The following is a 17,274-nucleotide window of genomic DNA, read 5'->3' on the forward strand; positions in this document are numbered from 1 at the left end:
CTCCCTTCGATCAGTACGCGAACGCGAGCGGGCGGTCCGAATCGTCCGCGGCGTCATCTTCCTCGCCGGGTACGACATTTTCCGGCGCCCCGGCCCTGGCGTAGCGCAGCATGAGCATCAGCTCGATGACCGCGAGCCCGCCGTACAGCAGCGTCAGCAGGACTACCGAGAACGCGGCCTGGCTCGTGGCCACCGACGGCGACACGCTGTCCGCGGTCTTGAACATCCCGAACACCGTCCACGGCTGCCGCCCGACCTCGGTGAAGATCCAGCCGAACGAGTTGGCGAGCAAGGGCATGGCCACTGTGGACACTGCCGCGATCCACAGCCAGCGCCCGCCCGGCAGCCGCCCCTTGCGGGTGCTCCAGAGCGCCAGCGCGGCGATCGCCATGGTCAGGACACCGAAGCCGATCATCAGGCGGAAGGACCAGTACGTGACCGGCACGTAGGGCACGTAGTCGCCGGAGCCGTACTTCGCCGCATACTCCTGCTGCAGATCGTTGATGCCCTCGACCTCGCCCTGCGGGTCGGCGGTCGCCATGAAGGACAGCAGCGACGGGATCCGCACGCTGTACACCTCGTCGCGCCCGTCGAGCGACCCGATGGTGAAGATGGAGAACGACGCCGGCTTGCTGGTGTCGTACAGCGCCTCGGCCGCCGCCATCTTCATCGGCTGCTGCTCCGTCATGACCCGGGCCTGCAGGTCGCCGGTGATGAGCACGGCCACGCCGGAGATCAGGACCACCCAGGCGCCGAGCTTCAGCCCGGGCCGGAACACCTCGATCTGGTTGCGCCTGCGCAGATGCCAGGCACTCACCGCGAGCAGCAGCGCGCCCGCGGTCAGGAAACACGCGGCGATCGTGTGCGGGAACGTGACAAGGGCGGTGCTGTTCGTCAGCACGGCCGTGATGTCGGTGAGCTCCGCCCGGCCGCGCGCGGCGTTCATCGTGTAGCCGACCGGGTGTTGCATCCAGGAGTTCGCGGCCAGGATGAAGTACGCCGACAGCATGGTCCCGATCGACGCGATCCAGATCGTGGCCAGGTGGACCCGCTTCGGCAGCCGGTCCCAGCCGAAGATCCACAGGCCGAGGAACGTCGACTCCAGGAAGAACGCCAGCAGCCCCTCGATCGCCAGCGGCGCGCCGAAGATGTCGCCGACGAACCGCGAATAGGCGCTCCAGTTCATCCCGAACTGGAACTCCTGCACGATGCCGGTGACGACGCCCATCGCAAAGTTGATCAGGAACAGCTTGCCCCAGAACTTCGTGGCCCGCAGGTACTGCTCCTTGCCGGTGCGCACCCACGCCGTCTGCAGTCCGGCGACGAGCGCCGAGAGCCCGATCGTGATCGGCACGAAGATGAAGTGGTACACGGTGGTGATCGCGAACTGCCACCGCGCCAGGTCGAGCTTGTCCATGCCGCGATTCTGTTGCGGGCCGACGACACCGAGGAGGGCCGAAGGTCACTTCCGCAACGGGACTTTCTCCATCGAGGCGGGCGAGACAAGCCCGATGCCGCCGTCGTAGCGCCGGTACATCAGGTTGCCCCGCCCGGTCGACGAGTCCGTGAAGAACAGGAACGGCAGCCAGCCCTCGGTCATCCGCCCGGCCGCCGCGTCCGGTGCGAGCACGGGCGGGCGCCGGGGGTTGACAGTCGGCGCGGGTGCGCCGGCGGCGCGCGGCGGGTGCATGCTGCGCTGCCGGGTCAGCTGCAGCCCCGTCGGCCCGGCCCGGTGCACGACGGCGTCCTCACCCGTGGCGCTGTCGATGAAGAGGTACGCGTCATAGTCCATGGCCGCCAGGTGCGCGGCGGCCTGGCACACGCTCTGGCGGTGCAGCCGGGGGGATTTCACACGGGAAATCACCGGGCGTCCCGGCACCGCGAGCGGCCGCCGCTCCGGATCGGGCCACGGCCACGGCTCCCAGCTCGTCGACAGCCGCCGCACCTGCCGGTCCAGACGCGCGGCACCGGCGGCGAGGGCCTCGGCGGGGTCACGGCCGGCGACCTGGATGCGCGCCGGCGCCCCGAACAGCCGCAGATTGGCCTGGACCAGCATCGGGCCGCCGGGCGCGGCCGCCCCGGTGACCCGCAGCCGCAGGTCGTCGTCGAGCCGGTGCCGGGTCGAGAGGGCACTGAACAGGGCCTCGGCGGCGGTGCGCTCGTGCGGGCGCAGCCCGCGCACGGTGAGCTTCATCCTGCAACCACGCCAGAAAACGCGCAGCGACGACAGGGCCGAAGGTCCTTTCATTCCCGCCCCCGGATTGGGTAAGAATAGGGCATGATCCGGGTGTACCTCCTCGACGACCACGAAGTCGTGCGCTTCGGCCTGCGCGAACTGCTCGAGCGCGAGGGCGACATCGAAGTCATCGGCGAGTCCGGCTCCGCCGTCGAGGCCGCGCACCGCATTCCCGCGCTGCGCCCCGACGTCGCCGTGCTCGACGGCCGGCTGCCCGACGGCAGCGGCATCGACGTGTGCCGGGACGTGCGCTCGATCGACCCGACGATCAACGCGCTGATCCTGACGTCGTACGACGATGACGAGGCGCTGTTCGCGGCCATCATGGCGGGTGCGGCCGGCTACGTGCTCAAGCAGATCCACGGCACCGACCTCGTCGACGCCGTGCGGCGGGTGGCGGCCGGGCAGTCGCTGCTCGACCCCGCGGTGACCGCCCGAGTGCTCGAGCGCATCCGCAACGGCCCGCAGGAGCCGGACGAGTTCAAGCACCTCACCGAGCAGGAGCGCAAGATCCTGGTGCTGGTGGCCGAAGGGCTCACCAACCGCGAGATCGCCGAACGGATGTTCCTGGCCGAGAAGACCGTGAAGAACTACGTGTCGAGCCTGCTGGCCAAGCTGGGGCTCGAGCGCCGGACGCAGGCCGCGGTGCTCGCGTCCAAGCTGCTACAAAAGAAGCCGTGACGTCGCCGCTGCCACTGCCCGAACTCAAGCGTGTCGACCTGGACGCGCTGCTGCAGGAGCTGCACGCCCGGGTCGGCGAGGTGATGACCAGCCGGGAACAGCTGCGCGCGCTGCTCGACGCGGTCGTCGCGATCGGCTCGGACCTCGATCTGCACAGCACCCTCGAGCGGATCGTGGCCGCGGCGTGCCGGCTGGCCGACGCCCGGTACGGCGCGCTCGGAGTCATCGGCACCAACCGGATGCTCGTCGAGTTCATCAACCACGGCATCTCCCCGCAGGAGCGGGCCGAGATCGGTGAGCTGCCCCGCGGCCACGGCGTGCTCGGCCTGCTGATCGACGAGCCGCGGCCCATCCGCCTCGAGGACATCACGCAGCACCCGCGGGCCTACGGGTTCCCGGCCAACCACCCGCCGATGCACAGCTTCCTCGGCGTGCCCGTCCGCATCCGCGACCAGGTGTTCGGCAACCTGTACCTCGCGGAGAAGCGCGGCGGCGAGCAGTTCACCCAGGACGACGAGGACCTGGTCGTGGCCCTGTCGATCGCAGCCGGCGCCGCGGTGGACAACGCCCGGCTCTTCGCCCAGGCGCAGCGGCGGCAGCGCTGGCTGGCGGCGGCGGCCGAGATCACGTCGGTGCTGCTGGGCGAGATCCGCCGCACCGAGGCCCTGGAGCTCGTCGCGACCCGGGCCCGCGAGGTGGCCGAGGCCGAGCTGGCGATGGTGCTCCTGTGCACGTCGCAGGAGGGTGAGGCCGACGACCGGCTGGTGGTCGAGGTCGCCGTCGGCGGCCCGGCCGACGCGTCCGGCTGGTCGATCCCGATCGCCGGCAGCGACTTCGCCGAGGTGCTGGAGCACCGCCACGTGGCCGTCGTGACCGACCTCGGCGCGGCCGCGAACTGGCCGATCCTGCTGCCGACCGGCACCGCCCTGCTGGTGCCGCTCGCGGTCAACCGGATCTCCCTGGGCGCGCTGGTGGTCGCGTTCGGCAAGGAGCACTCGCCGATCACCGACGGCCTGGAGCTGGCCATGGTGGAGACGTTCGCCGGGCAGGCCGCCCTCGCCCTGGAGCGGGCCCGGGCCCAGGACGAACGGGAGATGCTGGCCGTCGTCGGCGACCGCGAGCGCATCGCCCGCGACCTGCACGACGTGGTCATCCAGCGGCTGTTCGCGGCCGGGATGCAGCTGCAGGGCGCGGCCTACCGCAGCTCGCAGGACGACGTCCGGGAGCGCATCGGCCGGGTGACCGACGACCTGGACACCACGATCCGGGAGATCCGCGGCGCCATCTTCGAGCTGCGCGGCGCGGCCGGCCACAGCCTGCGCAAGGCCCTGCGCGACCTGGTCGACGAGGCCGCCGAGTCCCTGGGCTTCCGCCCCGCCCTGCGCATCGACGGCCCTATCGACACCGCCGTTCCAGATGCCCAAAGGACGGCTCTGCTGGCGGTACTGCGAGAGTCCCTCTCCAACGTCGCGAAGCACGCCCGGGCCACGTCGGTCCGCGTGCTCGTCGCGGCCGGCGGCGGCTCCCTGGACCTGGCCGTCGAGGACGACGGTGTCGGACCGGCCGCCGCGGGCTCCTCCGGCCACGGCCTGCCGAACATGCGTGCGCGGGCCTCCGACCTGGGCGGCGAGTGCACCGTCGCCGCGGCGGAGACCCGCGGCACGCGAGTTGCGTGGAAGGTCCCGATCTGAGTCGGCCGTTATTGCAGGTAGTTGGCAATAGCGGCTGTGTTGCAGGCCCGCGGCGGCGTCCGGTGATGGTCCTCAGCTGTGAACCGGACGCCGCGGTCGCGCGCCACCGTCAGGACGCGCTCGGCGTCGGAGCTGTCGTCGTCGCAGGGGGCGCTACCGTCGTCGGCACCGGGGCCGGGGGGCGCCTGTCACCCGGGCGGCCGTACCCCGGGCCGTATCCCGGGCCGGGGCCGGGGCCGCGGTTGTCGCGCGGGTCGCCGCCCCGGTAGTAGCCGTCGCGTCCGTCCCGGTCGAAGCGGCTGTGCCCGGGCGGGCCGTGGTGCCCGAAGGCCAGGGCGCCGATGGCGACCACACCTCCACCCAGGCAGCAGCCGACCACCAGCGCGACGAGCGCGATCAGCAGTCCGCCGCGCCGCCCGCCGCGGGGCCACCCGCCCCAGCCCGGCCGCCCGCCCCAGGGCCGGCCCGGCGGCGGGGGTGGCGGCGGCGGTGTGGGTGCGGCCGCCGGCGCGGCCGGAGGAGCCTCCGCCGCGGTGGCCACCGGCACCTCGGCGCCGACCGGCCCGGCCGCCGGCGGGGCGACCGGCGGCTCCACCGGTTTCGAAGGTTCTTCACTCATGACAAGCTCCAAAGGGGTCTGCTGGTCCAACGCAGCCCAGCATCGACCCCCCGCTTAAAGAGTTCCGGCCGACGATCATAAGAATTGCGTGAGAGACGACCTCTTAGGAATTTCTTAGCCCCGCATCACGGCTGCTCTCACGGGCCGCGGCGATAGTCGGGACCGTGGACGGAGGGGCAGGCGTGCGGATTCTGGTGGTCGACGACGACGCGGCGGTGCGTGACTCGCTCGCGCGGACCCTGCGCTTCGAGGGGTACCAGGTGGACACCGTCCCCGACGGCGCCCAGGCGCTGCGCGCGGTGAAGGGCCAGGAGCCCGACGCGGTGGTGCTCGACGTCAGCATGCCCGTCCTGGACGGCCTCCAGGCGTGCCGCGAGCTGCGGGCCGAGGGCGTCCTCGTGCCGGTCCTGATGCTCACCGCGCGCGACAGCGTCGGCGACCGGGTGGCCGGCCTCGACGCGGGCGCCGACGACTACCTCGTGAAGCCCTTCGCCCTGCAGGAGCTGCTCGCCCGCCTGCGTGCCCTGCTGCGCCGCGCCCAGCGCCCGGCCGCGAACGGCACCGCCGCCGACGGCCGGCTGCAGTTCGCCGACCTGCGCCTCGACCCGCAGACCCGCGAGGTGTGGCGCGGCACCCGCCCGCTGCGCCTGACCCGCACCGAGTTCTCGATCCTCGAGGTGTTCCTGCGGCACCCCCGCCAGGTGCTGACCCGCGACGTGCTGTTCGAGCACGTATGGGGCTACGACTTCGGCGAGACGAGCAACAGCATTCACGTGTACCTCGGGTACCTGCGCCGCAAACTGGAGACCGACGGCGAGTCACGCCTGCTGCACACCGTCCGCGGTGTCGGCTTCGTCCTCCGCGAGGAGCCGCTGTGACCCCCTGCGCCCAACCGCCACACGCTGCGGCACCCGACGCCACCCGGCCGGCCCGGCGGAGGGTCGCCCGATGACGCGCTGGTGGAACCGCCGTACGCTGCGGGACCGGCTCGCGATCCTGGTCACCGGCGCGGTCGCGGTGGCCGTGCTCACCGTGGCCGCCGTCGCGTTCACCGCCGTGTTCGAGATCCAGCACCGGCAGCTGCAGGCCCAGCTCACCACGGACGCGCAGGCCATCGCCGCCCAGCCGGACCAGTGGCGGGCCGGCGCCGGGCAGCTGCCGGACGTCGACCGTGGACCCGGTCCCCCCGACGGGCACGGCCCGCCCTGGCACCGGCCGCGCGACCTCGGGACCCGCTGGCAGATCGTCGGCGCCGACGGGGCGGCGGTCAGCGACGCCTCCTCGCTGCCGATCACCACGTCGGTGCGCCAGGTCCTCACCGGGCGCCGGACGTCGGCCCGCGAGACGGTGGTGCTGAACGGGGAGCGGTACCAGATGCTGACCATCCCGGCCCAGGGCGGCGGCGTGGTGCAGGTCGCGATCAGCCAGGACCCGGCCGGCGGCACCCTGGTCCAGCTCAGCGTGCTGCTCGCCCTCGGCAGCGCGGTCGTGATCACCGGCGCGGCCCTGCTCGGCCGCCGGCTCGCGCGGACCGGCCTGATCCCGGTGTCCCGCCTGGCCGAGGCCGTCGAGGACGTCGCCGTCACGATGGACCTGACCCGGCCCGTGCCGGTGCACGGCGTCGACGAGATCGCCCGCCTGGGCCGCTCGGTCAACACGATGCTCGGCGCCATCGACGCATCCCGCCGGGCCCAGCGCACGCTCGTCGAGGACGCCGGCCACGAGCTGCGTACCCCGCTCACGAGCATCCGCACCAACGTCGAGCTGCTCCTGGCCGTCGAGCGCCGCCCCGAGCTGGCCCACCGCCTGCCCCCGGAGGAGCGGGCCAAGCTGCTGGCCGACCTGGAGGCCCAGGTCGCCGAGCTGGCCACGCTCACCACCGAGCTTGTCGAACTGTCCCGCGAGGAGACGACCCGCGAGGAGCCCGAGCCCCTCGACTTCGCCGACGTCGTCGCGGCCGCGGTCGACCGGGTCCGCATCCGCGCGCCGGGCCAGGCGTTCACCACGAGCCTGTCGCCCGTGCCCGTGCACGGCCGCCCCGGCGAGCTCGAACGGATGGTGGTGAACGTCCTGGACAACGCGGCGAAGTGGAGCCCACCGGGCGGCACCGTCGCCGTGCACCTGGCCGCCGGCGGCACGCTGACCGTGACCGATCACGGGCCCGGCATCGACGAGGCCGACCGCCCCCACGTCTTCGACCGCTTCTACCGCGCGACCGCCGCCCGCGGCCTGCCCGGCTCCGGCCTGGGCCTGGCGATCGTGGCCCAGACCGCGGCTCAGCACGGCGGCACGGTCGCGGTCGCCCCCAACACGCCGCAGGGGACGGTCCTGACCATCCGCCTACCGGTCCAGCACTAGCGCACCCGCAGACCGGCGAGCACCAGCGCAACCATCCGCCGGGCGTCGTAGCCGGGGCTGTCGGCGCCGATGCAGAGGTTGCCGATGCCGTGCATCAGCAGCAAGGCCTCCATGCCGGGCTCGATCTCCCCGGCCGCGGCCGCCGCCTCCAGCAGTTCGGCGCAGACGGGGACGAGGCGGTCGAGGAAGTACCCGTGCAGGCTCTGGAAGCCGGCGTCGTCGGAGCGCATCGCCTCGGCGAGCCCGTGCTTGGTGACCAGGAAGTCGACGAACATCCCGGTCCAGGCACTCAGCGCGGCGTAGGGCGACGGGCTCGACGCGAGCAGCTCGGGGCCGGCGGCCGCGCACGCCTCGACCTGGTGCCGGTAGACGGCGACGACGAGGTCGGCCCGGGTCGGGAAGTGCCGGTAGATCGTCGCGACCCCCACGCCGGCCCGGGCCGCGATGTCGCGCACGGGCGCGTCGACGCCCGCGCTCACGAAGGCGGCGGCGGCCGCCTCCAGCAGCGCCTCCTCGTTGCGCCGCGAGTCCGACCGGCGCCTGCGCGGCGAGCCTTCCACGTGTCCCCCGTCACATCCATTGGTAAACGGAACAAGGTTCCGGCTAACTTAGCGGAACCAGGTTCCACTTCTGGCCAGCATACGCGAAGGAGCTCCACCATGCCGACGCCCGTCGTCTCCGTCCACCCGATCACCGTCCCCGCGCCTGGCCGCGGCACGGACCTGACCGTGCGCGTGAGCGCTCCCACCACCGGTGACCACCTGCCGGTCATCGTGTTCTCGCACGGTTTCAGCCAGTCCGCGATGGGCTACGAGCCCCTCGCGGGCTACTGGGCCGCGCACGGCTTCGTCGTCGTGCAGCCCACCCACTTGGACTCCCGCACGCTCGGGCTCGCCCCGGACGACCCGCGCACGCCGGACATCCACCGCATCCGCGTCGAGGACCTGGTGCGCTCCATCGACCACCTCGACGCGCTGACCGCGGCCGTGCCCGGGCTGGCCGGCCGGGCCGACACCGGCTCGATCGCCGTGGCCGGGCACTCCTGGGGCGCCCAGACGGCGAGCGTCCTGCTCGGCGCGCGCACACCGGACGGCCGGGACCGCACGGACCCGCGGGTCGCCCGGGGCGCACTGCTGGCCATCACCGGCACGGGCGGCGCCGACCTGTCACCGTTCGCGGCCGAGCACTTCCCGTTCATGAGCCCGGACTTCGACGCGATGAAGGCGCCCGCGCTCATCGTCGCCGGCGACCACGACCAGTCGCTGCTGTCGGTGCGCGGCCCCGACTGGTTCACCGACGCGTACCACCTGAGCCCGGGCCCGAAGACGCTGCTCACGCTGTTCGGCGCCGAGCACTCCCTCGGTGGCATCTCCGGCTACGCGGCGGCCGAGACCACCGACGAGCACCCGGCCCGCGTCGCGCTCGTGCAGCGGCTCACGACCGCGTATCTGCACGGCACCGCCGACCTCGAGGCCGACCCCGAACTGGGCCGGATCGACCAGCACGGTTAGGCGCATCCAGCGACCCGGTCACCCGGCGGCACGGTCAGAGAGCGTCGAGCGGCACGGCCAGCCGTGTGCGCAGCTCCTCCACTGTCGTGCCGAACGTCTCGGCCACCCGCACACCGTCCGGGCCGAGGTGAAACACGGCGTGCTCGGTGTACACCCGGCTCACGCAGGCCAGCCCGGTCAGCGGATACGTGCACGCCGGCACCAGCTTCGGTGTGCCGTCCCGGGCGAACAGGGTCATCATCACGAACACCTGCTTCGCCCCGATCGCCAGGTCCATGGCGCCGCCGACGGCTGGGATCGCTCCCGGCTCGCCGGTGTGCCAGTTGGCCAGGTCGCCGTGGGCGGACACCTGGAACGCGCCGAGCACGCACACGTCGAGGTGGCCACCGCGCATCATCGCGAACGAGTCGGCGTGGTGGAAATAGGCGGCGCCGGGCAGCTCGGTGACCGGCTGCTTCCCGGCGTTGATGAGGTCCGGGTCCTGCTCGGCGGGGTCGGCCGGGGGCGGCCCCATGCCCAGCATGCCGTTCTCGGTGTGCAGCACGATCTCGCGCTCCGGCGCCAGATACGCGGCGACGGTCGTCGGCTGGCCGATGCCTAGGTTCACGTACGAGCCGTCGGGGATGTCCCGGGCCACCAGCCGGGCCATCTCGGCCTTGGACAGCGTCATACCGCCACCAGCCGGTCCACGTAGATGCCCGGCGTGACGACCGTCTCCGGGTCGATCGCGCCGGGCTCGACGATGTGCCGGACCTCGGCGATCGTGAGCGCGGCCGCGGCGGCCATGACCGGGCCGAAGTTGCGGGCGGTCTTGCGGTAGACCAGGTTGCCCATGCGATCGCCCGTGTGCGCCCGGATCAGGGCGACGTCGCCGCGGATCGGGAACTCCAGGACGTACGTGCGCCCGTCGATGACCCTCGTCTCCTTGCCCTCGGCCAGCGGCGTGCCGACCCCGGTCGGGCAGTAGAACGCCCCGATCCCGGCGCCGGCCGCGCGCATGCGTTCGGCGAGCGTGCCCTGCGGCACGACCTCCAGCTCGATCTTCCCGGCCCGGTACAGCTCGTCGAACACCCACGAGTCGGCCTGGCGCGGGAAGGAGCAGATCACCTTGCGGACCCGGCCCGCGGCGAGCAGCGCGGCCAGGCCGGTGTGCCCGTTCCCGGCGTTGTTCGACACGACTGTCAGCTCGCCCGCGCCGTGCGCGATGAGCGCGTCGATGAGCTCGACCGGCATGCCGGCCATCCCGAACCCGCCCACCAGCACGGTGTCACCGTGCTGCACGGCATCGACGGCTTCGGCTGCGGTACACACGAGGGCAGTCATGGCTTGTGCTTGTGGAAGTTCAGGAACACCGTCTCATTCTCCCCCTGCAGCCGGATGTCGAACCGGAACCCTCGCGGCTCGGCGACGGCGCGCAGCGACTCCGGGATCCCGGGCGGCAGCACCGCATCGGGGAGGTAGGCCCGGGTGAAGAGCCGGTCGGTGAGGCCGCGGGCGAACACCACCAGGGCGAAGAACGGCACCGGCCCACCGGGTACGAGGGTGCTGAACGTGTATCGCCCGGTCGCGTCCGTGCCGGCCCGGCCCCAGCCCGTGAACGTCCAGCCGTCCCTGTGCAATGACCCGGTCTCGCGCACGGTCGCGCCGTCCGGACCGGCCTGCCACAGCTCGACGAGCGCATCCGGCACGGGATCGCCCGCGCCGTCGAGCACGAACCCTCGCAGGTGTACGGCCAGCGGATGCCCGGCCGGCACGAGTGCACTGTCGCCGGGAAAGGGCAGTCCCAGGTGGAAGAACGGCCCGACGGTCTGCCCGGGTGTCGGCTCGGTCACGCGCCTTCCTCCGCCGACTCGAACAGTGTGCTGTGCACGCCGGTGAGCACGATGTCCCAGCGGTAACCCAGGCTCCACTCGGGCGTGTTCAGGTCGTGGTCGTACACGGCGACCAGCCGCTCCCGGGCCCGCGGATCGGTGACCGACTGGAGAATCGGGTCCCGGTCGAACAGCGGATCGCCCGGGAAGTACATCTGCGTCACCAGCCGCTGGGTGAACACCGTGCCGAACACGGAGAAGTGGATGTGCGCCGGTCGCCAGGCGTTGCGGTGATTGCGCCACGGGTACGCTCCCGGCTTGACCGTGACGAACCGGTAGCCGCCGTCCGCGCCGGTGATGCAGCGGCCCTGGCCCGTGAAGTTCGGGTCGTGCGGGGCCGGGTGCCTGTCACGCTGGTGGCGGTACCGGCCGGCCGCGTTCGCCTGCCACACCTCGACGAGCTGGTGCGCGACCGGGCGGCCGGCGCCGTCGAGCACCTTCCCGGTCACGACGATGCGCTCCCCCAGCGGCTCCCCGGCGTGCTGCGCCGTCAGGTCGCTCTCGTGCTCGGCGACGTCGCGGGCTCCGAACGCCGGCGCCCACAGCTCCACACCCTCCGGGTCCACGGCGAGCGGCGGGCGACTCGGGTGGCGCAGCAGCGTGCTGCGGTACGGCGGATAGTCCAGCAGTGGCTGCCGGCCGGGCCCGGTCAGTCGGGCGGCGGCGATCTCGGCGTCGATGTCGGCCTGCGTCGGCACGGTGTTCACCCTGGCACGGTAAGCACACGGCCCCGCCCGGCGCGACAGCTCCCTTCCGCTGGACGGAACGCGGGGCTTGTGACAGTGCACGGCGCACGGTTGGCTGATGGTCATGCGAACCGAGGTCGCGATCGTCGGCGCGGGCCCGGCCGGGCTGCTGCTGGCCCACCTGCTGACCCGCGCCGGCATCGAGTCGGTGGTGGTGGAGACGCGCTCGCAGGAGTACGTGGCGTCGCGCGTCCGGGCCGGCATCCTGGAACAGTCGAGCGTCGACGTGCTCACCGCGGCCGGGCTGGGCGACCGTCTCCGGGCGGAGGGCCACGAGCACCGCGGCGTGTACCTGCAGTGGCCGGGCGGGCGCCACCACCTGGACTTCGTCGACCTGACCGGCCGCAGTGTGTGGGTGTACGGCCAGACCGAGGTGCAGAAGGACCTCGTGCGCGCGCACGGCGGCCCGGTCGTGTACGAGGTCACGGACACGGCCCTGCACGATCTGACCACCGACCACCCGTACGTCACGTACACCGACCGCGACGGCGTCGGCCGGCGCCTGGACGCCGCGGTCATCGCGGGCTGTGACGGCTCCTTCGGCCCGAGCCGCGCCGCCGTGCCCCAGTCCGCCCGCCAGGTCTACGAGCGCACCTACCCGTACTCCTGGCTCGGCGTCCTGGCCGACGTCGCCCCGTCGACGGACGAGCTCATCTACGCCTGGCACCCCGACGGCTTCGCCCTGCACTCGATGCGCTCCCCCACGGTCTCCCGCCTGTACCTCCAGGTCCCCAACGGCACCGACCCGCAGACGTGGCCGGACGAGCGCGTCTGGTCCGAGCTCGCCAAGCGCCTCGGCCACGGCCAGGACGGCTGGACCCTGACCCCCGGCCCGATCACGGAGAAGTCGGTCCTGCCGATGCGCAGCCTCGTGCAGACCCCGATGCGCCACGGCCGCCTCTTCCTGGCCGGCGACGCCGCCCACATCGTCCCCCCGACCGGTGCGAAGGGCCTCAACCTGGCCGTCGCCGACGTGGCCCGGCTGGCCCCGGCCCTGACCGCCCTGCTGCGCGGCAACGACCCGGCCCGGGCCGACCGCTACTCGGACGACGCCCTGGCCCGGGTCTGGCGCTGCACCCACTTCTCGTGGTGGATGACGACGATGCTGCACGCCACGTCCGACCCGTTCGACGCCCAGCTCCAGCTCTCCCAGCTCCGCTGGGTCACCTCCAGCCGAGCCGGCGCCACCGGCCTGGCCGAGAACTACGCCGGCCTGCCCCTGTAGCCCGACCGGCCAATTGAAGCCTGACGGCGCTCTACCAAGACGTACGTACGGTTTGCTACTGTCGGCGCCATGACGCCAGACCTCCGCGCCCAGGCCCGCCAACTTGCCGGCGACGGCCGCTCGACCACCTGGTTCGAGACCCTGTACGCCCAGGCCGAGGCCGGCACCGCCACCGTCCCCTGGGCCGATCTGGAGCCCAACCCGCTCCTGACCGCCTGGACCGGGCGCACGGGAGTCCGGGGCCCGGGCCGGGCCGCGGTGGTCGGCTGCGGCTACGGCGACGACGCCGAGCACCTGGCCGGCCTGGGCTTCGACGTGACCGCCTTCGACATCGCCCCGACCGCCGTCAGCGCCGCCCGCCGCCGCTTCCGCAACTCCGCGGTCACCTACGCGACCGCCGACCTGCTGGACCTCCCGCCCGCCTGGCGTGGCGCGTTCGATCTGGTGGTCGAGGTCTACACCGTCCAGGTCCTCCAGGGCACCCTGCGCACCGAAGCCACGGCCGCGGTCGCGTCCCTCGTCGCTCCCGGAGGCACACTGCTGGTCCTGGCCCGGGCCCGCCACGACGACGAGGACCCGGGCCGCATGCCGTGGCCCCTCACCCGCGCCGAGATCGCCGGGTTCGCCGCCGACCCCCTGACCGAGGTCCGCGTCGACCTCGTCCCCGACGGCGAGGAGCCGCCCGTCCTGCGCTGGGTGGGCACCTTCACGCGCTGACCCGCGGCCTACCCCCGGGCCGTCCTCGCCTGCGGCGCCACACCGAGGTCGTCCCGCATCGCGGTCAGCAGCGCCACCGGGTCCCCCGCCGTGACGGCTGCGGTGACCGGTGGCGGGGCGATGAGCAGGACCGCCTGTGCCGCCCGGTTGGCCGCGGCGGCCAGCTCACGCAGGCGGGCCCGGTCGGCGTCGCCCGGCCGGCCCACGCTTTGCAGCGCGGCCGCGAGCGTGTCGTGCTCGTGCCGGGCCGTCAGCAGGTCCGCGTAGGCGCTGCGCCGGTCGGCCAGCCAGCGGGCGGCGTCCTCGCGGGCCCACTGCTCGCGCCGCTCCGCCCGTTCGCGTTCCCAGCGCACGTCGTCGCGGCGGCGGATCAGGGACTGGGTGACGAGCGCGGTCACCGCGGCGACCACGGCCGAGACCAGCGGCACCCCCACCGCCACGGCCCCGCTCACAGCGGACCCGGCCGGGTGCCGCGGTTCGTCTGCCGGGACCGGGTGGCCCGGGTCTCGTGGTGCTCCCGGCCCAGGACCTCGCACTGCTGCCGGTACACCTCGTCAAGCGCCGCCTCGTCGCCGCGGCCGCACGCCGACTGCAGCAGCAGGAGGTTGGCCCGGGTCAGCAGGGTCTCCGGGTGGCGCGGGCCGAGCAGCTCCAGCTCGATGTCGAGGACCTGGCGGTACTCGTGCTCGGCCGCCTCCAGCCGGCCCTGCGCGTGCAGGCACAGGGCCAGATTGTGGCGGGTCGCGAGCGTGTGCCGGTAGTCCGGGCCCATCAGCCGGCTCTGACGGGCCAGCAGGTCCCGGTACCGCACCTCCGCCTCGCCCAGCCGCCCGGTGTCGTGCAGCAGCCGGGCGATGTTGTGCTCGGTGGCAAGCGTGTGCCGCTGATCCGGGCCGGCGATGCGGACCCGGTCGGCCAGCACCGCCTCGTACTCGGCCCGGGCCTCGTCGTGGCGGCCCAGCGTGTGCAGGGTCATGGCCCGGTAGTGGCGGCTGCGGACCGTCTCGGGGTTGTCGGCGCCGAACAGCCGCTCCCGGGCCCGGTAGATCTCGTCGTAGGCGGCGTACGCCTCGGCGATCTGACCCCGGGCGTGCAGCACGATCGCCCGGATGTGCCGGCAGCGCAGCGTCTCGAAGTCGTCCGGGCCGAGGTCACGCACGGCGAGCGCCTCGATGCGGGCCAGCGCCGCGTCGGCGGTGTCGTACAGCCCGCGGGCCTGGATCGACCGGACCACGTAGTCAGCGGCGTAGCAGGCGTCGCGGACCACGCCGGCCGGCTGCCCGGGCCACTCGTCGAGGAGCAGGTCGACCACCCGCATCGCGTGCGGGGTCAGCAGCAGCCAGTCCGGCCAGACGTTGACGTCCTCCGGGGTCGGCGTGTCGTCCGGCCGGTCGCTCAGCGTCCGGCAGTGCCGCACCAGGCTCACGAGGTCGGCGGCGTCCGCGGCGGACGGCGGGAACCGGCGCGCCGTGGTGTCGCGCACGAGCGGGTGCAGCGCCGGCCGGCAGTCGTCGTCCACGAGGGACATGGCCTTGAGCGCATCGAGCGCGTCCAGCAGTTGCTCGCCGTGGAGGCCGATCCGGTCCAGGGCCGCCGGGCTCAGGATGTCGCCGACCGGGACCGGGCCCGGCCCGAGGTGGGCGAGCAGCCGCAGCAGCGGCACGGTCAGCGGCGGGGCGTGGCGCTCCAGGAACTCGATCGCGACGCTCCACGGCCGGTCGATGTACACCCGGACGCCCGGTGAGTCCGGCGGGTCCTCGAGCCGCAGCCGGGCGCCGATGTCGGCCAGGTAGTCGGCGATCGTCGGCGGTGGTCGGCGCTCGGCAAGGGCCTGCCGCCGGGCCTGGTGCAGCAGCGCGCCCGCCAGCCGCAGCGCCAGGGGCAGGCCGCCCAGGCGGTCCACCAGCTGCCCGGCCGCGTCGAGCTCGGTGTCGACCTCGACGTGGTCGGCGAGTGTCTCGATGCCCGCCGCCCGGTCGAGGCGCCCGACGGGATGCGCCCGCCACCAGCCGACGGGGGCCTGCTCGTCGAGGTAGCGGCTCAGGACCAGCACTGTCCCGTGCCCGCTGCGGCACGGCTGCACCCACCCGCACCCGTCGGCGAGCCGTCCGGTGCCGGCCGCCAGCACCTCGTGGTCGTCGGCATTGTCGATGACGAGCAGCCACCGGTCGTCGCGGCGGGCGTTCAGCGCCTTCCACAGGCTGTGCGGCGAGTCGGTCTCGGAGACCCCGACCTCCTTGCCGAGGGCCCGCATGTGCTCCTGCAGGGTCAGCGCGTCGTCGGCGCGCACCCACCAGACGTCGAGCCCGGCCGCGTCCGCTCGGCCGGCGACGGTGAGCGCTACGGCGGTCTTGCCGCTGCCGCTCAGGCCGTGCAGGAGGTGGACCCGGTCGCCGCCGGTATCGAGCACGGCCGCCCAGAGCCGCTCGATGAGGTCGCTCCGGCCGTGCAGCGACTGCTGCGAGGCGAGACGGCCGAGGGGCGCCTGGAGCGTGGCCCGCACGGCCCGCTGATCGTCGCGGACGGCGTTCGCGGACCGGTCGGCTGGCGTCACAGTCGACCAGGGTACTGATGGACGGCAATGGCGACCGGGGTTCCGGCGAGAAACGCACCGCGGTCGGAAATCCGTCAGCCGACGAGGCCGCCCGCGGTGCGCCGGGTGAAGCCGCAGCGGCGCGGGGACCTCACCCGGTGCCTCCGTAGGGGGCGGCGGCGCGGGAGACGGCGGTCAGGAAGGCGGTCAGGGCGGGGGCGGGCGGGGTGTCGCGGGTGACGACGACCAGGCGGCGGCGCAGGCCGGGGGCGGCGAGGTCGCGCACGGCGATCGCGGGGTCGCCGGCCGGGAGGGCCAGGGGTGGCAGCAGGGCGACGGCGGCCCCGGCCCGGACGAGTTCGAGCTGCACGTCGGAGTCGCTGGAGCGGTGGCGCAGGTCGGGCTCGTAGCCGCCGAGCGCGCGGCAGGTGCCGACCACCATCGCGTGGTGGCCGGTGCCCTCGGCGGAGGCGGTCCACACGTCGGCGCGCAGCGCGCCGATGGCGACCGGGCCGCCCGCGCCGGCCAGGGGGTGCGCGACCGGCAGGACGATCCGCAGCGGCTCCTCGAGCAGGACGGTGAAGCGCATCCCGGCCGGCCGCGGCCGCGGATGCCCGTCGTACTCGTCGCCGACGACCAGGTCCACCGCGCCCAGCCGCAGCCCGGGCAGGGCCTGTTCCAGCTCGAGCTCGAAGATCTCGACGCGCACGTGCGGGTGCTCGCCGCGCATCCGGGCCAAGGCGGGCACGAGCAGGCGGCGGGCCGCGGACTGCAGGCCCCCGGCGCGCACGGTGCCGCGGACGGCGCCGCCGAGGGCGGCCAGGTCGGTCTCCGCCGCCTCGGCCGCCGAGAGCAGGACGCGGGCGTGCTGGGCCAGGAGGCGGCCGGCGTCGTTGAGCCGCACGCCCCGCCCGGCCTTCTCCAGCAGGCGGATGCCGACGTCCTTCTCCAGCAGGCCGAGCTGCTGGGAGACGGTCGACGGGCTGTAGCCGAGGGCGGCGGCGACGGCGGCGAGGGTGCCGCGCTCCTCGAACTCCCGCAGGAACCGCAGCCGCCGCAGGTCGAGCGTGACCATGCGGGAATCCT

The 17,274-nt window shown here is 73.6% G+C and carries 18 protein-coding genes; 7 read left to right on the forward strand and 11 right to left on the reverse strand.

The window, feature by feature from the left end:
- Nucleotides 1-10: 10 nt before the first annotated feature.
- Together Dvina_RS33085 and Dvina_RS33090 are read right to left on the reverse strand one after the other, a co-directional pair.
- On the reverse strand, nucleotides 11-1,417 hold the full coding sequence (locus Dvina_RS33085) for a cytochrome ubiquinol oxidase subunit I (protein WP_223093215.1): 1,407 nt from the start codon (nucleotides 1,415-1,417) through the stop codon (nucleotides 11-13).
- 45 nt (nucleotides 1,418-1,462) lie between these two features.
- Nucleotides 1,463-2,194, reverse strand: coding sequence for a sigma 54 modulation/S30EA ribosomal C-terminal domain-containing protein (locus tag Dvina_RS33090; protein WP_223093216.1), 732 nt, complete (start codon nucleotides 2,192-2,194; stop codon nucleotides 1,463-1,465).
- An 84-nt stretch (nucleotides 2,195-2,278) separates the two neighbouring features.
- On the opposite strand from Dvina_RS33090, the gene Dvina_RS33095 reads away from it, so the two are divergent.
- Complete coding sequence (locus tag Dvina_RS33095; protein ID WP_223093217.1) at nucleotides 2,279-2,917, forward strand: response regulator; 639 nt, start codon at nucleotides 2,279-2,281, stop codon at nucleotides 2,915-2,917.
- A 14-nt stretch (nucleotides 2,918-2,931) separates the two neighbouring features.
- Nucleotides 2,932-4,608, forward strand: a complete 1,677-nt coding sequence (locus Dvina_RS33100; protein WP_380029316.1) for a GAF domain-containing sensor histidine kinase — start codon at nucleotides 2,932-2,934, stop codon at nucleotides 4,606-4,608.
- 109 nt (nucleotides 4,609-4,717) lie between these two features.
- On the opposite strand, the gene Dvina_RS33105 is transcribed toward Dvina_RS33100, so the two are convergent.
- A complete protein-coding gene (locus Dvina_RS33105) occupies nucleotides 4,718-5,227 on the reverse strand; it encodes a hypothetical protein (RefSeq protein ID WP_223093218.1) in 510 nt (169 codons plus the stop codon).
- Between the two features lie 182 nt (nucleotides 5,228-5,409).
- Between Dvina_RS33105 and Dvina_RS33110 the strand changes: the two genes are divergently transcribed.
- A complete protein-coding gene (locus Dvina_RS33110) occupies nucleotides 5,410-6,105 on the forward strand; it encodes a response regulator transcription factor (protein WP_223093219.1) in 696 nt (231 codons plus the stop codon).
- A 70-nt stretch (nucleotides 6,106-6,175) separates the two neighbouring features.
- Nucleotides 6,176-7,585 carry a sensor histidine kinase gene (locus Dvina_RS33115; RefSeq protein ID WP_223093220.1) on the forward strand — a complete coding sequence of 470 codons (1,410 nt, stop codon included), beginning with the start codon at nucleotides 6,176-6,178 and terminating at the stop codon, nucleotides 7,583-7,585.
- Here the strand turns inward: Dvina_RS33115 and Dvina_RS33120 are convergent.
- The gene (locus Dvina_RS33120) at nucleotides 7,582-8,145 is read right to left on the reverse strand and encodes a TetR/AcrR family transcriptional regulator (RefSeq protein ID WP_223093221.1); all 564 of its coding nucleotides are present in this window, start codon (nucleotides 8,143-8,145) and stop codon (nucleotides 7,582-7,584) included. The genes Dvina_RS33115 and Dvina_RS33120 overlap by 4 nt on opposite strands.
- 99 nt (nucleotides 8,146-8,244) lie before the next feature.
- Here Dvina_RS33120 and Dvina_RS33125 point away from each other — a divergent pair, with 99 nt between their 5' ends.
- Complete coding sequence (locus Dvina_RS33125) at nucleotides 8,245-9,096, forward strand: alpha/beta hydrolase family protein (RefSeq protein WP_223093222.1); 852 nt, start codon at nucleotides 8,245-8,247, stop codon at nucleotides 9,094-9,096.
- A 34-nt stretch (nucleotides 9,097-9,130) separates the two neighbouring features.
- On the opposite strand, the gene Dvina_RS33130 is transcribed toward Dvina_RS33125, so the two are convergent.
- The 4 genes from Dvina_RS33130 to pcaH are packed head-to-tail and all read right to left on the reverse strand — an operon-like array spanning nucleotide 9,131 to nucleotide 11,674.
- Nucleotides 9,131-9,766: a 3-oxoacid CoA-transferase subunit B gene (locus tag Dvina_RS33130; RefSeq protein WP_223093223.1), complete on the reverse strand. Its 636-nt coding sequence runs from the start codon at nucleotides 9,764-9,766 to the stop codon at nucleotides 9,131-9,133.
- Nucleotides 9,763-10,419, reverse strand: a complete 657-nt coding sequence (locus tag Dvina_RS33135) for a 3-oxoacid CoA-transferase subunit A (RefSeq protein WP_223093224.1) — start codon at nucleotides 10,417-10,419, stop codon at nucleotides 9,763-9,765. The genes Dvina_RS33130 and Dvina_RS33135 overlap by 4 nt, the downstream gene beginning before the upstream one ends.
- Nucleotides 10,416-10,928, reverse strand: a complete 513-nt coding sequence (gene pcaG / locus Dvina_RS33140) for a protocatechuate 3,4-dioxygenase subunit alpha (RefSeq protein WP_223093225.1) — start codon at nucleotides 10,926-10,928, stop codon at nucleotides 10,416-10,418. The genes Dvina_RS33135 and pcaG overlap by 4 nt, the downstream gene beginning before the upstream one ends.
- Nucleotides 10,925-11,674 carry a protocatechuate 3,4-dioxygenase subunit beta gene (pcaH, locus tag Dvina_RS33145; RefSeq protein ID WP_343217038.1) on the reverse strand — a complete coding sequence of 250 codons (750 nt, stop codon included), beginning with the start codon at nucleotides 11,672-11,674 and terminating at the stop codon, nucleotides 10,925-10,927. The genes pcaG and pcaH overlap by 4 nt, the downstream gene beginning before the upstream one ends.
- Nucleotides 11,675-11,771: 97 nt before the next feature.
- Here pcaH and Dvina_RS33150 point away from each other — a divergent pair, with 97 nt between their 5' ends.
- Both Dvina_RS33150 and Dvina_RS33155 read left to right on the forward strand, forming a co-directional pair.
- Nucleotides 11,772-12,938, forward strand: a complete 1,167-nt coding sequence (locus Dvina_RS33150; protein ID WP_246655476.1) for a 4-hydroxybenzoate 3-monooxygenase — start codon at nucleotides 11,772-11,774, stop codon at nucleotides 12,936-12,938.
- Between the two features lie 69 nt (nucleotides 12,939-13,007).
- Entirely contained in the window at nucleotides 13,008-13,655 is a 648-nt protein-coding gene (locus Dvina_RS33155; protein ID WP_223093226.1) for a class I SAM-dependent methyltransferase, read from the forward strand.
- Between the two features lie 8 nt (nucleotides 13,656-13,663).
- On the opposite strand, the gene Dvina_RS33160 is transcribed toward Dvina_RS33155, so the two are convergent.
- The 3 genes from Dvina_RS33160 to Dvina_RS33170 form a co-directional block, all read right to left on the reverse strand.
- Nucleotides 13,664-14,107, reverse strand: coding sequence for a hypothetical protein (locus tag Dvina_RS33160; protein ID WP_223093227.1), 444 nt, complete (start codon nucleotides 14,105-14,107; stop codon nucleotides 13,664-13,666).
- Nucleotides 14,104-16,209, reverse strand: a complete 2,106-nt coding sequence (locus Dvina_RS33165) for a tetratricopeptide repeat protein (protein ID WP_223093228.1) — start codon at nucleotides 16,207-16,209, stop codon at nucleotides 14,104-14,106. The genes Dvina_RS33160 and Dvina_RS33165 overlap by 4 nt, the downstream gene beginning before the upstream one ends.
- Before the next feature lie 130 nt (nucleotides 16,210-16,339).
- Nucleotides 16,340-17,263, reverse strand: a complete 924-nt coding sequence (locus Dvina_RS33170; RefSeq protein WP_223093229.1) for a LysR family transcriptional regulator — start codon at nucleotides 17,261-17,263, stop codon at nucleotides 16,340-16,342.
- Between the last annotated feature and the right edge of the window lie 11 nt (nucleotides 17,264-17,274).

The sequence above is a fragment of the Dactylosporangium vinaceum genome, from assembly GCF_019904175.1.
Lineage (GTDB): Bacteria > Actinomycetota > Actinomycetes > Mycobacteriales > Micromonosporaceae > Dactylosporangium > Dactylosporangium vinaceum.

Excerpts from the sequence above, each read along its gene's own strand:
- Dvina_RS33085 (WP_223093215.1), bottom strand. The coding sequence starts at position 1,417 with ATGGACAAGCTCGACCTGGCGCGGTGGCAGTTCGCGATCACCACCGTG.
- Dvina_RS33090 (WP_223093216.1), bottom strand. The coding sequence starts at position 2,194 with ATGAAGCTCACCGTGCGCGGGCTGCGCCCGCACGAGCGCACCGCCGCC.
- Dvina_RS33095 (WP_223093217.1), top strand. The coding sequence starts at position 2,279 with ATGATCCGGGTGTACCTCCTCGACGACCACGAAGTCGTGCGCTTCGGC.
- Dvina_RS33105 (WP_223093218.1), bottom strand. The coding sequence starts at position 5,227 with ATGAGTGAAGAACCTTCGAAACCGGTGGAGCCGCCGGTCGCCCCGCCG.
- Dvina_RS33115 (WP_223093220.1), top strand. The coding sequence starts at position 6,176 with ATGACGCGCTGGTGGAACCGCCGTACGCTGCGGGACCGGCTCGCGATC.
- Dvina_RS33125 (WP_223093222.1), top strand. The coding sequence starts at position 8,245 with ATGCCGACGCCCGTCGTCTCCGTCCACCCGATCACCGTCCCCGCGCCT.
- Dvina_RS33130 (WP_223093223.1), bottom strand. The coding sequence starts at position 9,766 with ATGACGCTGTCCAAGGCCGAGATGGCCCGGCTGGTGGCCCGGGACATC.
- Dvina_RS33135 (WP_223093224.1), bottom strand. The coding sequence starts at position 10,419 with ATGACTGCCCTCGTGTGTACCGCAGCCGAAGCCGTCGATGCCGTGCAG.
- Dvina_RS33150 (WP_246655476.1), top strand. The coding sequence starts at position 11,772 with ATGGTCATGCGAACCGAGGTCGCGATCGTCGGCGCGGGCCCGGCCGGG.
- Dvina_RS33155 (WP_223093226.1), top strand. The coding sequence starts at position 13,008 with ATGACGCCAGACCTCCGCGCCCAGGCCCGCCAACTTGCCGGCGACGGC.
- Dvina_RS33170 (WP_223093229.1), bottom strand. The coding sequence starts at position 17,263 with ATGGTCACGCTCGACCTGCGGCGGCTGCGGTTCCTGCGGGAGTTCGAG.